Raw genomic sequence first — 13,070 nt, 5'->3', positions numbered from 1 at the left:
TCCGATTCATAAACGGTTATTCAATTACTCATTACTGTCAGTATTTAGTAAAGTAATATAATTACTTAAAAATTGTCCTCTTCCTATTAATTTTTAATCAGGTCTGTTAAAGAAGAAAAAGTAAAAAATACATTCATAAGAGCCGAAATTAAAAATTATTTTTAATTAGCCTGAAGTAAAAAATGGCTGAACTTTAAGGGTCTCTTCAAGAATATAAGCTCCATAACTGCCTATTAGAATCCGATCAGATCCCTAAGAAGCTGATCGGCTTAAGTTTGCAGCTGCCTGATTCCGGAATTGAAACGTTCCATAAAAGGTTCTGGCATTTAATCTCCTGCAGGTTTTGAAAGCTAAACATTATTATATTATAGAAGAAGATATCTATGTAATATTTTTTAAATAGAGCGTTCAGCAGTTTGTTTTCAGAGAAGAAAATAAGAAAATTATAAAAGTTTAGCGAAACTTATAAATAGAATAAAGTCGACAAGCACTTACCGGTTGCCGATGGAAAAAAAGGAGGCAAAAGAAAAGTATGTTAAAAAATGTACAAAAAATAGGAAAATTCCTGATAATTATCTGTATGTTACTTATAGCACTGTCCTCGCCGGCACTTGCTGCAACGGTAGAGGAAAATGCAGAAGCAATTGAAGGATTGCAAACTGCACTTACATTCGTATGGCTGCTTGTAGCAAGTGGACTGGTATTCTTTATGCATGCTGGTTTCTCTCTGGTAGAAACCGGGCTTACGAGAAGTAAAAACACAGCTAACATCCTGATGAAAAACTTCATGACCGTAATCCTCGGTATCTTAGTCTACTGGGCTGTGGGCTGGGGTGTAATGTATGGAGCCGATGCAGCAGGACTTATAGGAACGAACCAGTTCTTCCTTGCAGGTGCCGACAACGCGCTCTGGAATAGCTGGTTCTTCCAGATGGTTTTCGCAGCCACCGGAGCTACTATAGTTTCGGGAGCAATGGCTGAAAGGACTAATTTCAAGGCATACCTTGTATATTGTATCCTGATGGTAGCCGTAATCTACCCTGTATATGGTCACTGGATATGGAGCGGAGCTGACCTTGCCCTCCTTAGCGGAGCCGACAGCCCTATTGTGCGGGCAATAGGAGTCGCAAGCCATGACTTTGCAGGCTCTGGAGTCGTGCACTCAATCGGAGGATATTCGGCTCTTGCAGGCGTGCTCCTTGTGGGTGCCAGGATAGGTAAATTCAGGGATGGAAAAGCTGTCCCAATTCCGGGTCACAACCTTACTTTTGCTTTCCTGGGAACTCTGATCCTTGCCCTCGGGTGGATAGGGTTCAACGGTGGAAGTACCCTCAGCGGGAACGATGCTTACATGAACCTTGTCATAGTCAACACCTTCCTGGCAGGTGCTGCCGGTGCAGTTGTGACCATGGTCATTACCTGGATGAAGACCGGAAAGCCAGATCCCTCGCTGAGTGCAAACGGGCTTCTCGGTGGACTTGTAGCAATTACTGCTCCCTGCGGATCGGTTAACAACTGGGCTGCACTGTTAATCGGAGCTGTCGCCGGAATAATCATCTATGCCGGAGTCATGTTCAATGAAAACAAACTGAAACTCGATGACCCTGTAGGTGCAATTGCCGTACACGGATACTGTGGAAGCTGGGGTCTGATCTCTGTCGGGCTTTTCTCGATAGGCATCGGAAACGGCATCCTTGCAGACGCCTCATACGCTGCCGCAGTTCCCGGACTCTTCTATGGGGGAGGAATAAGCCTGCTGCTTATTCAGTTGATATCGGTACTGTGTACCATAATCTGGGCATTTGGAATCTCGTTCATAATCTTCAAAATCCTTGATGCCGTAATAGGGCTGAGGGTTAGTGAAGAAGAAGAAATTATGGGTCTGGATATTTGCGAACACGGAATCAGAGCGTACCCCGAGTACCTGATGAGGGAGGAATAACATGACTAAAATGTGCAAGGTAGAAGCAATCATAAAACCCCTGAAACTGCATCAGGTAAAAGATGCCCTGGAAGAAGCCGGTTTTCCAAGCCTGACAGTTACCGATGTCAAAGGGCGTGGCCAGCAAAAAGGGATCGTGCAGCAGTGGAGAGGTAAAAAATACTGTGTGGATCTCCTTCCAAAAACCAAAGTAGAAGTGGTTATACCGGAAGAGAAGGTCGAAGAAATAATACAGGTGATCCAGAGCACGGCCTATACTGGAGAAATAGGAGACGGAAAAATCTTCGTAATCCCGATCGAAACTGTAGTCAGGATAAGAACCGGAGAAAGAAATGGAGATGCCCTTTAACCTGGCACCTCTTTTTTCTCTTTAATCTTAGTTTATTATTAAATAGGGAAACGATCCCGGAATCAAGGCAATATACATGATGACCGAACTAAAATCAGAGACCTCAAGCTTTGAGATTCCCAGAGGATACGGCATGCCCGTTATCAACCTGTATTTCTGGGTAGGACTTATTTCCGCAATCCTGCTGAGAAGTATAATCGTAGCTGACCACTATAGTATTTTCTGGGGAAAGGCAATATGGTATCTTGGAGTTGCAGGTTACCTCTGGTTCTTCACACACAGATACCACATTGCAAAGAGAAGGTTTGGCGTAATCAAAGATTTGAACCTGTTTGAGAAGGTAAGGACCAGACAGAAACTTTCAGAAAAAGAACTTGAAGGACTGGAATACCTCCTCTGGAGCCTTTCCGTATCAAAAGAGCGTGCAAATTACTTTGTAATTTCAGTATTCTCAGTAATAGCAATTGCCCTGTCCCTAAGCCTTGATCTGGGAATCCTGAAAATCTGAAAAAGATTCTCCAATATACAATCTTTCAATACTTTTTTCTTTCCATGCTGCAGTCTGTTTTCATACACCGAACTTTTCTAGTTTAATTTGTGATAAGCATCAAAACCACACTGGCGGCTGTACAAAATGCTGCTTCCGATCCCGAATAATTAAATAAATAGATAAGATAAATATAAATATCTTAATCAGCGATTTTATTTGGGGGAATATTATGGCTGATGTTTTGAGATTATCACCTGCTATTTGTGCATATCCGGACGATGCATATGAAAACCTGAAAATCGAAGTAGTTCTTCCGGGCGTGGAAAAGAAAGATATTTCTTTTAAGGTTGTGGAAGATGGATTCTATATAAGAGCAACTAAAGAAGGAGTTGAGTATGCAGATAGCTATGCGGTATGCTGTCCTATAAGCCCTGAAAAAGCTACTGCAACCTATTCAAACGGAGTCCTGAAAGTCACTGTGCCTTATCAGCAGCCCTTTGAAAAAGCAGTGGACGTAAAAATAGATTAAATGGTTGTTTGAGACAAATTCATTTTGAAACTCAAGATTGAGAAACTTTCTCAGGGGGCAGTCAATGGAGAATCCCGTGCCCAGAATAATGAAAACCCCGCTCATAGCCATGTATCATGATGATAAGCATGAAAGCCTTACAGTAGAGGTTGAACTTCCGGACGTCATGGATGAGCATATAACTCTTATCATGCATGAAAATAGTTTTTACATCAAAGCTTACAGTGAAACTGTCGAATACCTGGGGTCTTTCTTCCTGGACGGGCCAGTTGACCCAGAAAAAGCTATTGCAGTCAACAAGAGTGGAATGCTTACGATAAAAGTCCCTTACAAAGAAGGTTTTGCTTGCGCAAGATTTGTCCCTATAGATTAAAAACTTGAAGACGACAAAAGCGCCGCATAAAGAAAAAGTCCGGAAGACTTAGTTTTATATCCAATTAATTTTATTATATTTACTTTGAATGGAAGAGCTATTTTGAGAAGTTTTCTGCGAGAGGAGATACTATGAAAATTGTTAAATGCGGCGACCTGGGGTTCAAGTGCAACTTTATGGCTGCCGGTAATGAACTTGAAGAGGTTGAAAAAACCATGCTTGACCACATAGAAAAAGAACACAAAGAAGAACTTGAAAAGATGTCCGAAGATGATATTAACCATCTCAAGCATCGGATTTCAACCCTTCTGGGAAGAAGCTGCGGCTGCGGTGCTCTCCATACTGAAGATTCCTTTTAACTCAAAGTTTACCCGGAGAATCCGGGTACGGTCTTTTTTCAGAACTCTTTCATAAATGCAGGTTCAGTCAAAAAAAGAATTCAGTAGAGCCATAACTCTATACTGGGAATTTAATTTTGGCGTGAGATACTAATTCATAGAAACATACATTCATGGAAATATCCATGGAAACATACATTCGTGGAAAATATCCATGGAAACATACATTCATGGATTGAATACTCAGATCTGATAATTAAGCAGCACCGCAAAACTTACTCAGAGTATATAAGGAACAAGTAGGAGGGACGCTGTTTTTGAAATCTTCCAGAATTGTATAATTGTCAACAGGATTGAACCCAGAGCAAGAGAATCTCAACAAAGGCATAGTAAGGAGATCTCAATCCGAAGAACAGAAAAGATCAGATTGTGTTAAGGCCAAGCTGTAGTCCGAAAAGGTAAACTTCTGTTTTAAATACGTTAACTTTCTGAAGTATATAAGACATCGATAAAAAATTAAATCCCAAGACTCATTAATTTTAAGGCGGAAAAAAAGCTTTAATCTCCTGTTCCTGCATGTTAAAGCCTTTTGGCAAATTTTCAAGGTCAAAGAATTAAAATTTAAGCTTTATTGAGGAATCCATCCCTTTTGGAATGAGATTTATATACAGGATATGAGAAATATACATAGTGAAGTGGGGATGAACACATAAAGATTTTTGAAGTCTGTGCAGTCCTGTCTGGGAGCTTCATAAGTATCTTATGTCATAGAAGTATAGAAAATTATAAATAAGATTAGATAGGTAAATGGTTACCTAATGCCTAGTGAGGATGAAATCAAATGGTGCAGATGAAAAAGTGTACGACTAAAGAAGATGTGTTAGAGGCTGTAAAAGAACGAGACGTAAAGTTTATCCGGACTCAGTTTACGGATACACTCGGCATCATCAAAAGCTGGGCAATTCCTGCAGAACAACTGGAAGAAGCTTTTGAAAACGGTGTAATGTTCGACGGATCTTCAATCCAGGGTTTTACAAGGATTGAAGAGTCTGACATGAAACTCGTACTTGACCCTTCAACATTCAGAATCCTACCCTGGAGACCTGCAACCGGTGCAGTCGCCAGGATTCTCGGAGACGTATACCTTCCTGACGGAAAGCCCTTCGAGGGAGACCCCAGATACGTTCTTAAGAGCGCAATCAAAGAAGCCGAAAAGATGGGCTTCTCGATGAACGTAGGACCGGAACTTGAATTCTTCCTTTTCAAGCTTGACGCAAACGGAAACCCGACAACAGAACTTACTGACCAGGGCGGATATTTCGACTTCGCACCCCTCGACCGTGCACAGGATGTCCGCAGAGACATTGACTATGCCCTGGAACACATGGGATTCCAGATAGAAGCTTCCCATCACGAAGTCGCACCCTCTCAGCATGAAATTGACTTCAGATTCAGTGACGTACTTTGCACAGCAGACAATGTGGTGACCTTCAAATATGTTGTAAAGTCAATTGCTTACCACAAAGGCTACTATGCAACCTTCATGCCAAAACCCCTCTTTGGTGTAAACGGGTCAGGTATGCACAGCAATCAATCTCTGTTCAAGAACGGAAAGAACGCTTTCTATGATCCTGACACTCCTACTCAGCTTTCCCAGGACGCAATGTATTACATTGGCGGACTGCTGAAGCACATCAGAGAATTTGCAGCTGTTACAAACCCGGTAGTAAACTCCTACAAGAGGATTGTCCCGGGATACGAAGCTCCGGTTTATATCACCTGGTCTGCAAAGAACAGGAGTTCTCTGATCCGTATTCCTGCTACCCGAGGCAATGGGACAAGAGTCGAACTCAGATGTCCGGATCCGGCATGCAACCCCTACCTTGCATTTGCTCTCATGCTCAGAGCTGGTCTTGACGGAGTTAAAAACAAGATCGATCCCGGAGAGCCTACCAACGTAAACATTTTCCACCTTACGGAAAAAGAACGCGAAGAGAGAGGTATCCGCTCCCTGCCTGCAGACCTCAAGGAAGCAATCGATGAAATGAGAGGCAGCAAATTTGTAAAAGAAGCTCTCGGAGAACATGTCTTCAGCCACTACCTCTGTGCAAAAGAGATAGAATGGGACGAATACAAAGCAATGGTTCACCCCTGGGAACTTGCTAGATACCTTCCTACGCTGTAAGCATACAGGAAGAGCCTTAAACTTAAAATATGTCGGAAGAATCTGCTTCAGGTCTTAAAAACGTTATTCGGGGATGCGCTTTCCGGCAGCTGTATCCCTATTTTTTTGAGGAACTTCAGAGAATTTTATAAATATATTAAATAGAAGCGTCTTTTTTACGTTCGGGAAAAAGAACCGAAAAAGAATTTCTATATAAAAATGCTTTCCCTGGGAAATCACTTTATCTCGATTCATTATTAACTCAGTCATTACTTTTTTCGATATTATTTGGCAGGGAAAAAAGCAGGATATGTCTTCCCGGGAAGGAGATTATAACCCTGAAATAAAAAAGCAGTGTAAACTGTAAAATAGACTTGCAGTAAGGGGAAAAGCGGGGGCAAAAAAGAAAATTAAAGGTTTAAAACGCCCTGCTTCGCAGTGTTATGTCAGGAAGTTCCGGTTCTAAAAAAAGAAACATATATATATTGTCAAATAGGTACTAAATTACTTACTTCCCTTAGCGGCGACCCTCTCAATTTTTACAGAAGATAAAAAAGCAGAGGCAGGAAAGCTATCACGAGTTCAAGATAATTATATAATTAAAAATCGATAAAATTAAGTAAGATTTCCCTTTAACTTACGAAAACTTATAGAATATCCCCCTGAAAACCCAGTTTATCCAGCTGGCAAACTTTTTGAACTATTTCTCAAAAATGAGCCACGTAAGTTTTGGGGGAAATTACCTGGAAATCAGGAGATTATCCAGAAAATTACTTGCATCACACTCATTTCTATTCATTTCTAGAGTGATCAAAATGTGTGGAATAATAGGCTTTATAGATCGAACAAAGTCCAGAATGGACGGGTCGAGCATAAAAGCCGCCCTAAGTCTCATGAATGAAAGAGGCAGTGGAGACGGGGCAGGCTATGCTGCATACGGGATTTATCCTGAATATGCAGACTACTATGCTCTTCATGTTTTCTTTGACAACCTGGCAGAACCGAAAAAGAAGGTTGATGAACTCCTCCAGCAGTGGGGAGAAATTGTTCACCAGGAAGAAATCCCGACTACCCCCCAGCCGGGAATAAGAAAAGTCCATACCCCCTGGAGATACTTCTTCAAACCCTCAGGAGACCTGATGGCAGGAAGAATGGATTCCGAAAAGGATGTTGTCACGTATATAGTCATGGAAGTAAACGCCAATGTAAAAGGCGCCACAATCTTTTCCTCTGGCAAAAATATGGGAGTCTTCAAGGCTTCAGGCTGGCCCGAGGATGTAGCAAACTTCTACAGGATTGAGAACTACAAGGGCTATATCTGGCTTGCTCACAACCGCTACCCGACAAACTCTCCGGGCTGGTGGGGAGGAGCCCATCCTTTCAATCTGCTTAACTGGTCAGTAGTACACAATGGAGAAATTACCTCATACGGTACAAACCAGCGTTATGTCGAAGGCTACGGATACAAATGCACTCTCTTTACCGACACAGAGGTTGTAGCTTATCTCTTTGACCTGCTTGGAAGGCAGCACGAACTTCCCCACGAAATGGTTGTCCGGGCTCTTGCTCCGCCATTCTGGGACGACATAGACCGCATGCCTGAAAAAGAAGCAGAATTAAATAAGGCAGTCCGTCTGACCTATGGGTCTGCTCTTATGAACGGACCTTTTGCAATCGTTGTTGGCACTGATGACGGCATTGTTGGCTTCACTGACAGGATTAAACTGCGCCCTCTGGTAGTCGGCGAAAACGGAAGCAAGCTTTACATCTCCAGTGAAGAAGCCGCAATAAGGGTCCTTGACCCCGAAGTTAAAAACATTTACACTCCCAGGGCAGGAGAACCCATTATAGGGAGGTTTATCGAATGACGCTCGGAAGTGTACCCCCGAAATTTAAGGTTACCATTGACCGCGATGAATGCATGGACTGTGGTCGCTGCATTGAAAACTGCTCCTATGGAGTATACAGGAGAGAAGGCGACAGGATTCTGATAGAATCCAGAAAGTGTACTGCCTGTCTCCGCTGTGTTTCCATGTGCCCTAGAGATGCAATAACCCTGACAGAAAAGCCAGTGGATTACCGCAGCCACCCTCTCTGGACAAGGGAAGCCAGAGAAGATATTATTAACCAGGCACGCAGCGGAAAAATCATCCTGTCAGGAATGGGAAATGCCAGGGATTTACCGGTTATATATGATCGCCTTCTCCTTGATGCCTGCCAGGTCACAAACCCGAGCATTGACCCCCTGAGAGAGCCCATGGAGCTCAGGACTTACATCGGAAAGAAACCGTCAAAGCTCAAATTCAGAAAGACCGAAAGTGGAGACGTGGAACTGGATACAAAACTTGCTCCAAACCTCAAGCTTGACACTCCGATAATGATAGGGCATATGAGTTTCGGAGCTATCAGCCTGAATTCCCAGCTCAGCATGGCAAAAGCCGTAGCAGAGACCGGCACTTTTATGGGGACCGGAGAAGGAGGTCTGCACAAGGAGCTCTACCCCTATCAGGACCACATGATTGTCCAGGTCGCTTCAGGTCGCTTCGGTGTGAACATTGATTACCTCGAAAGGGGCGCTGCAATTGAGATCAAGATAGGGCAGGGAGCAAAGCCGGGCATAGGAGGGCACCTCCCAGGAGAAAAAGTAAACGAAGAAGTCTCAAAGACCCGTATGATCCCTCTCGGAAGCGATGCAATCAGTCCTGCTCCTCATCATGACATTTACAGCATTGAAGACCTGGTCCAGCTCATCAGGAGCCTGAAAGAAGCAACCGAATGGAAAAAGCCGGTTTTTGTGAAGATTGCAGCCGTGCATAACGTGGCTCCCATTGCCGCAGGCATTGCCCGATCATCTGCAGACGCAGTAGTTATTGACGGGTTCCGCGGCGGTACCGGAGCAGCCCCGAAAGTATTCAGGGACCACGTGGGAATTCCCATTGAAGCCGCAATCGCAAGCGTTGACCAGAAACTCAGAGACCAGGGAGTAAGAAACGAGATCTCCATCATTGCAAGCGGAGGGATAAGGAGTAGCGCCGACCTTGCCAAATCCATTGCTCTCGGGGCTGACGCAGTCTACGTAGGAACTGCAGCTCTGGTTGCTCTGGGATGCAGGGTCTGTGGCAATTGTTACAGAAACCTTTGCCCCTGGGGCATTGCAACCCAGCGTCCTGACCTTGTGAGCAGGCTTGACCCCGAAGCCGGAGCAGCACAGGTTTCAAACCTGATACACGGCTGGACCCTGGAACTCAGCGAACTTATGGGTGCGGCAGGAATCAACAGTATCGAAAGCCTGCGCGGAAACAGGGACCGCCTGCGCGGATATATGCTGGATGAAGGAATGCTTAAGATCCTGGACGTACTGCCAGCGGGGGCCTGAACATGAAGACGGTAAGAATCGACGCAAAAGGTATGCACTACACCCCCCTCAACCAGAAGATCAGAGCTGCAGTTGCGGACGGGGCAGAAGAGATTATCCTTGACAATATACTCGGACAGCGCTTTATAGGAGATGGCTTAAGGGGCAATGTCCGCATCACAATTAACGGAGTTCCCGGAGGAGACCTGGGAATGTTCATGAGTGGTCCCACCTGTATAGTAAACGGGAACGCCGAACACGCCCCCGGAAACACAATGGACAGCGGCATGCTTGTAATTCACGGAAGCGCAGGAGATGCGGTTGCTCACGGGATGCGCGGAGGAAAGGTCTTTATAAAGAACAACATCGGATACCGCGGCGGCATCCACATGAAACAGTATGAGGTTGAAGCAAGACCCATACTCGTAGTAGGCGGAACAGCCCATTCCTTCCTCGGAGAATATATGGCAGGCGGCCTTGTGCTCGTGCTTGGCATTGGCAAAGAAAAAGCCATGACCGACAGAGGCATAGGAAGCGGAATTCACGGGGGAGAAATCATTATCCGCGGTGATGTGGATGATTACCTCCTCGGAGTAGGAGCCAAGAAATTTGAGTTCACCGAGAGCGACCTTGAGCGCATCTCCCCGGTTATAAAGAGCTTCTGCGAACACTTTGATCTTGACCCCGCAGAGTTCCTGGACACAAACTACACAAGGATCGGACCTGCAAGCAGCCGGCCTTTCGCAAGCAAATATGTCTGGGAGTGATCAGAAATGGCAGAAAAGAAACCAATCAGTAAAAGTTATCTTGATCTCAAATCAAAAGTCTGGGACACAGGACTCTGCTCAGGCTGCGGAGCCTGCGTTGCAGTCTGCCCTGCTGATTCCCTGTACTTCGAAACCGGTGGCAATTCCACACACCCGAAAAGCAACAATTACTGCAAGGCTGCTGTTGACGATGTACCCTGTGGAGCCTGCTATGAAGTATGCCCGAGGTTAGATGAACAGCCTTCAAGCCTGCTCGGAGACTACCTGGAAATCACTGCCGGCAAAGCAGAATTCGAGATCCCGAAAAAACAGAGCGGAGGAGCAGTTACTGCAATCCTTGCAAATGCCCTTGATACCGGCCTTGTTGATGCAGTTGTGACAGTCACCGAAGACCCCTGGACCCTCAAGCCTCACTCCATGGTAATTACTAAAAGTGAAGCTCTTATCGGTCAGGCAGGAAGCCGGTACAACTGGTGGGTGCCTCTTGTCTCTTCCCTCAAGGAAGCAGTAATAAAGAGAAAGTACAGAAACATTGCAGTTGTCGGAGTCCCCTGTGTCGTTCAGGCAGTCCGCAAGATGCTTGAGACCGACCACCAGCTTGTGCGCCCGTACAAGAATTCCATACGTTTCGTGCTCGGGCTCTTCTGTACTGAAAACTTCGACTACGAAAAGCTCATCGCAGGCAAGCTAAAAAGCGAGTACGCACTCGAACCCATGAAAGTCTGCCGCATTGATGTAAAAGGCAAGCTCGAAATCACTCTCAACGACGGGACCCAGTATGTGATCCCACTTGCAGAACTTGAGGATACAGTCCGCCCGGGCTGTGGAGTATGCACGGACTTTACCGCCCTCAAAGCTGACATCTCTGCCGGAGCCGTAGGAAGCCCGGACGGCTACACGACTCTTATCGTCCGTACTCTTGTTGGACAGCATCTCCTTGACAGTGCAGTTGCCAATGGCAAACTGAGTGTAGACGGTGCAGAACTTAACCTTGGGATTGTTGAGAAGCTTGCAAAGAAGAAGATGGCAAGAAAACAGGAATAATAATAGAATAAACTTGAAGGGTGAAGCTTTGAGCTTCATCTTTATTTCATTCTATTTTTACTCTTTTACTTTTCCTGATTCAGTTTTTCGATTTGCCTGGCAAAAATTTTAGCCATGTTTTGATAGTGATCTCTAATTAACTCGAGTTCCGAATCAGAATATTTATCCATATATTGAAGCATATCTTCAACAAAAGAACTATAAACCTTCTCTGCTTTTTCAGCGCTTCCAGCTATTGGTTTGACAAAGACTTTTCTTCGGTCTTTTGTATCTCTTTCTCTTTTCACAAAACCTGCTCTTTCCAGCCTATCAATTACGCTTGTTATTGCTCCTGTTGTCAGACCAGTTATTCTGGCCAGATCTCCGGGAGTTGCTTTTCCCATTTCCATAAGAAAATCCATACATTCCTGGTCGGTTATATTACTTCCAACTTTTTCTGCTATTAAGTTCCTGAAAAGAATTGATAGACGGGATTCTTCTCTGCCAGCCTGCATAATTTCTTCAAATAATTTATCACGCTTCGAGTCAATCATAGTTACCCAACTTTGACAGTCAAAAGTAATAAAAGTGTTCTTAGTTTTATTGTGTTCAACCAAAAATGCAGGCAAAATTAAGGACATTTGACACTATTCCCAACGAGAATATATGCTTTCCCATCGGAATAATTCTGGCTGTGAACCAACTCTATGATGTCCTTGACTTCTTCGATTTTCGCAGTTGCTTTCTTGATTGACTCAGTAATGTCTTTCACATTTACCTGTAATTTTTCTTCTTTTGCTGATCTATTCTTCGTCCATGTCTTCGACTTCTTTGACATTCAGCTCTATGGACTCTTTGACCTTTTCGTCGATATAGTAACGCTTATGGGGCTGAGATATATGATTGATCAGGAAGAGAGGACGGGTAGTGTACCAGAATTACTGTAAATTAAGGAGTGAAAACTGTCAAAGTCGGGTTATTCATCCTTAAAATGCAGTTTCATTTTTAAATGGTAAATTATCTCAAATATTATCCGTCCATATCATTATTTCGATGTCGGTCTGCCGTCTTCTCATCCGAGATGATGATACCGTCTTTAAGCTCGATGACACGGGAAACATACTTCACGTGCCAGGGTTCGTGGGTCACCATAACGATCGTTTGCCTGTATTTAGTGTTTAATTCCTTAAATAATTCCAGCACTTCTTCGGAGGTTTTTGTGTCAAGATTTGCACAGGGTTCGTCCGCAAATAAAACACCCGGATTTTTCGCAATAGCCCGTGCAACGGCAACACGCTGCTTTTCTCCTCCTGAGAGCTGGTTTGGCACTCTGTTCGCTTTACCTCCCAGACCGACTTTTTCTAATGCTTCCAGTGAAATTTCTATCGATTCCTTTTTTGGCTTTCCTTCCATTAAAGAAAGGATATACACGTTTTCCAGTGCGGTCATCTCATTGATCAATGCATAGTCCTGAAAAACATAACCGAGTTGCGTTAACCTGTAGTTAGTCTTTTCCGTGTCTGACAGACCAGCCGTGTCAAGAGAGTCAATGAAATATTCCCCTGTGGTATAACCATCGATCAAACCTAAGATTCGCAACAGCGTTGTTTTACCGCTCCCGCTTGCCCCCATAACTGCGATGAACTCCCCCTTCCCGATATCGAAGGAAACGCCGTCAAGAGCCGCTATAGTTTCTTCCCCGGATTCATAGTACCGTTTCAGGTCTTTTACTTTTATCAT

The 13,070-nt window shown here is 44.3% G+C and carries 15 protein-coding genes; 11 read left to right on the top strand and 4 right to left on the bottom strand.

What is annotated here, in order from left to right; translation table 11 throughout:
* Positions 1-532 precede the first annotated feature (532 nt).
* From MSHOH_RS02330 to MSHOH_RS02305, 6 genes are all read left to right on the top strand, one after another.
* On the top strand, positions 533-1,942 hold the full coding sequence (locus tag MSHOH_RS02330; RefSeq protein WP_048137037.1) for an ammonium transporter: 1,410 nt from the start codon (positions 533-535) through the stop codon (positions 1,940-1,942).
* 1 nt (position 1,943) lies between these two features.
* Positions 1,944-2,291, top strand: coding sequence for a P-II family nitrogen regulator (locus MSHOH_RS02325; RefSeq protein WP_048137036.1), 348 nt, complete (start codon positions 1,944-1,946; stop codon positions 2,289-2,291).
* Positions 2,292-2,370: 79 nt separating this feature from the next.
* On the top strand, positions 2,371-2,799 hold the full coding sequence (locus tag MSHOH_RS02320) for a hypothetical protein (protein ID WP_048143048.1): 429 nt from the start codon (positions 2,371-2,373) through the stop codon (positions 2,797-2,799).
* Between the two features lie 211 nt (positions 2,800-3,010).
* Entirely contained in the window at positions 3,011-3,310 is a 300-nt protein-coding gene (locus MSHOH_RS02315) for an Hsp20/alpha crystallin family protein (RefSeq protein ID WP_048137034.1), read from the top strand.
* A 64-nt stretch (positions 3,311-3,374) separates the two neighbouring features.
* Complete coding sequence (locus MSHOH_RS02310) at positions 3,375-3,683, top strand: Hsp20/alpha crystallin family protein (protein WP_048137032.1); 309 nt, start codon at positions 3,375-3,377, stop codon at positions 3,681-3,683.
* Between the two features lie 131 nt (positions 3,684-3,814).
* Entirely contained in the window at positions 3,815-4,042 is a 228-nt protein-coding gene (locus MSHOH_RS02305) for a DUF1059 domain-containing protein (RefSeq protein WP_048137029.1), read from the top strand.
* 258 nt (positions 4,043-4,300) lie between these two features.
* On the opposite strand, the gene MSHOH_RS25830 is transcribed toward MSHOH_RS02305, so the two are convergent.
* Positions 4,301-4,369 (bottom strand): hypothetical protein, encoded by a 69-nt coding sequence (locus MSHOH_RS25830; protein WP_332881541.1) that lies wholly within the window; start codon positions 4,367-4,369, stop codon positions 4,301-4,303.
* 493 nt (positions 4,370-4,862) lie between these two features.
* On the opposite strand from MSHOH_RS25830, the gene glnA reads away from it, so the two are divergent.
* The 5 genes from glnA to MSHOH_RS02280 all read left to right on the top strand — a co-directional run bounded on the left by glnA (position 4,863) and on the right by MSHOH_RS02280 (position 11,351).
* Entirely contained in the window at positions 4,863-6,206 is a 1,344-nt protein-coding gene (gene glnA, locus MSHOH_RS02300) for a type I glutamate--ammonia ligase (protein WP_048137027.1), read from the top strand.
* A gap of 794 nt (positions 6,207-7,000) precedes the next feature.
* The gene (locus tag MSHOH_RS02295; RefSeq protein WP_048137025.1) at positions 7,001-8,053 is read left to right on the top strand and encodes a class II glutamine amidotransferase; all 1,053 of its coding nucleotides are present in this window, start codon (positions 7,001-7,003) and stop codon (positions 8,051-8,053) included.
* Positions 8,050-9,561: a glutamate synthase-related protein gene (locus MSHOH_RS02290; protein WP_048137023.1), complete on the top strand. Its 1,512-nt coding sequence runs from the start codon at positions 8,050-8,052 to the stop codon at positions 9,559-9,561. The genes MSHOH_RS02295 and MSHOH_RS02290 overlap by 4 nt, the downstream gene beginning before the upstream one ends.
* Before the next feature lie 2 nt (positions 9,562-9,563).
* Complete coding sequence (locus tag MSHOH_RS02285; RefSeq protein WP_048137019.1) at positions 9,564-10,307, top strand: GltB/FmdC/FwdC-like GXGXG domain-containing protein; 744 nt, start codon at positions 9,564-9,566, stop codon at positions 10,305-10,307.
* A gap of 6 nt (positions 10,308-10,313) precedes the next feature.
* Positions 10,314-11,351 carry a Coenzyme F420 hydrogenase/dehydrogenase, beta subunit C-terminal domain gene (locus MSHOH_RS02280; RefSeq protein ID WP_048137017.1) on the top strand — a complete coding sequence of 346 codons (1,038 nt, stop codon included), beginning with the start codon at positions 10,314-10,316 and terminating at the stop codon, positions 11,349-11,351.
* Positions 11,352-11,416: 65 nt separating this feature from the next.
* On the opposite strand, the gene MSHOH_RS02275 is transcribed toward MSHOH_RS02280, so the two are convergent.
* The 3 genes from MSHOH_RS02275 to MSHOH_RS02265 form a co-directional block, all read right to left on the bottom strand.
* Positions 11,417-11,971 (bottom strand): MarR family winged helix-turn-helix transcriptional regulator, encoded by a 555-nt coding sequence (locus tag MSHOH_RS02275; protein WP_052730672.1) that lies wholly within the window; start codon positions 11,969-11,971, stop codon positions 11,417-11,419.
* On the bottom strand, positions 11,962-12,168 hold the full coding sequence (locus MSHOH_RS02270; RefSeq protein WP_048137014.1) for a hypothetical protein: 207 nt from the start codon (positions 12,166-12,168) through the stop codon (positions 11,962-11,964). Before MSHOH_RS02270 ends, MSHOH_RS02275 begins: the two co-directional genes overlap by 10 nt.
* Positions 12,169-12,359: 191 nt before the next feature.
* Positions 12,360-13,070, bottom strand: a complete 711-nt coding sequence (locus tag MSHOH_RS02265; protein WP_048137012.1) for an ABC transporter ATP-binding protein — start codon at positions 13,068-13,070, stop codon at positions 12,360-12,362.

The sequence above is a fragment of the Methanosarcina horonobensis HB-1 = JCM 15518 genome (assembly GCF_000970285.1).
Taxonomy (GTDB): domain Archaea; phylum Halobacteriota; class Methanosarcinia; order Methanosarcinales; family Methanosarcinaceae; genus Methanosarcina; species Methanosarcina horonobensis.
Note: the sequence above shows the minus strand (reverse complement) of the source record. Positions and strands in the feature narration are given on the sequence as shown.

Excerpts from the sequence above, each read along its gene's own strand:
- MSHOH_RS02330 (WP_048137037.1), top strand. The coding sequence starts at position 533 with ATGTTAAAAAATGTACAAAAAATAGGAAAATTCCTGATAATTATCTGT.
- MSHOH_RS02325 (WP_048137036.1), top strand. The coding sequence starts at position 1,944 with ATGACTAAAATGTGCAAGGTAGAAGCAATCATAAAACCCCTGAAACTG.
- MSHOH_RS02320 (WP_048143048.1), top strand. The coding sequence starts at position 2,371 with ATGACCGAACTAAAATCAGAGACCTCAAGCTTTGAGATTCCCAGAGGA.
- MSHOH_RS02315 (WP_048137034.1), top strand. The coding sequence starts at position 3,011 with ATGGCTGATGTTTTGAGATTATCACCTGCTATTTGTGCATATCCGGAC.
- MSHOH_RS02310 (WP_048137032.1), top strand. The coding sequence starts at position 3,375 with ATGGAGAATCCCGTGCCCAGAATAATGAAAACCCCGCTCATAGCCATG.
- MSHOH_RS02305 (WP_048137029.1), top strand. The coding sequence starts at position 3,815 with ATGAAAATTGTTAAATGCGGCGACCTGGGGTTCAAGTGCAACTTTATG.
- glnA (WP_048137027.1), top strand. The coding sequence starts at position 4,863 with ATGGTGCAGATGAAAAAGTGTACGACTAAAGAAGATGTGTTAGAGGCT.
- MSHOH_RS02295 (WP_048137025.1), top strand. The coding sequence starts at position 7,001 with ATGTGTGGAATAATAGGCTTTATAGATCGAACAAAGTCCAGAATGGAC.
- MSHOH_RS02290 (WP_048137023.1), top strand. The coding sequence starts at position 8,050 with ATGACGCTCGGAAGTGTACCCCCGAAATTTAAGGTTACCATTGACCGC.
- MSHOH_RS02285 (WP_048137019.1), top strand. The coding sequence starts at position 9,564 with ATGAAGACGGTAAGAATCGACGCAAAAGGTATGCACTACACCCCCCTC.
- MSHOH_RS02280 (WP_048137017.1), top strand. The coding sequence starts at position 10,314 with ATGGCAGAAAAGAAACCAATCAGTAAAAGTTATCTTGATCTCAAATCA.
- MSHOH_RS02275 (WP_052730672.1), bottom strand. The coding sequence starts at position 11,971 with ATGTCCTTAATTTTGCCTGCATTTTTGGTTGAACACAATAAAACTAAG.
- MSHOH_RS02270 (WP_048137014.1), bottom strand. The coding sequence starts at position 12,168 with ATGTCAAAGAAGTCGAAGACATGGACGAAGAATAGATCAGCAAAAGAA.
- MSHOH_RS02265 (WP_048137012.1), bottom strand. The coding sequence starts at position 13,070 with ATGATAAAAGTAAAAGACCTGAAACGGTACTATGAATCCGGGGAAGAA.